The sequence below is a fragment of the Nguyenibacter vanlangensis genome, from assembly GCF_013376155.1.
Classification (GTDB): domain Bacteria; phylum Pseudomonadota; class Alphaproteobacteria; order Acetobacterales; family Acetobacteraceae; genus Gluconacetobacter; species Gluconacetobacter vanlangensis.
This window is the reverse complement of record NZ_JABXXP010001044.1, coordinates 1-772: the sequence shown is the minus strand read 5'-3', so window position 1 is coordinate 772 and position 772 is coordinate 1. Positions and strand designations below refer to the sequence as shown.

Below are 772 nucleotides of genomic sequence, written 5' to 3'. Positions count from 1 at the left end.
CGCCGCCTGTTCGGCACGGTGCGGGCACGCGGCCGGCGGATCTTCATCACCGTCGACGATCGGCGCACGCTCTATACCGTCTCGGCCGTGTTTCGCGACGTCCCCCGTGACCGCACGCTGCGCCCCGACCTGCTGGCCGCCTTTCCACAGGCCATGAAGGACGTCATGCCCGCCTTCCATATCTGGGAGAGCAGCTCGGGCCAGATCTGGCTGCGGTTTCGCTCCGCCGCCGACGCAAACGCGCTGGCGGCCGGCCTGCCGGACTTCGTCCGGCGGCGCGCCAGCATGCCGCCGCAGTTGCAGCCCGGCTGGTACAAGCTGGCGCTGATGCCGCTGCTGGATGCGCATTTCCGCGATCTTCATCTCTATGGCGGCGACGACGATGGCAACAGCACCGACCGGCGGGTGGTCGACGCGCTGCAGATCGTCGGCGTCCTGGCCCTGGTGGCTGCCGCGATCAATTACGTCAATCTGGCGACCGCGCGCGCCGGACTGCGCGCGCGCGAGGTCGCGCTGCGCAAGGTTCTGGGCGCGACGCGTCCGCATCTGCTGGCCCAGTTTCTGGCGGAATCGATCTTGCTGCTGATCCCCTGCGCCGTGCTGGGCCTGGCGCTGGCGGAAATCGCCCTGCCGTTCGTCGACGGTCTGGGCGGCTGGTCGGTCAGGATCGATTATCTCTGGCTGATCCCGCGCCTGGTCGCCATCGTGCTGGTGGTCGGCATCGCCGCCGGCCTGTATCCGGCGCTGGTCCTGTCCGGCTACCGGCCGGCCG

1 protein-coding gene is annotated in these 772 nt (G+C 69.7%); it reads left to right on the top strand.

Annotated elements, in window-relative coordinates:
• The coding region (locus tag HUK84_RS21095; protein ID WP_176641912.1) for an ABC transporter permease at positions 1 to 772 on the top strand (772 nt) is incomplete at both ends.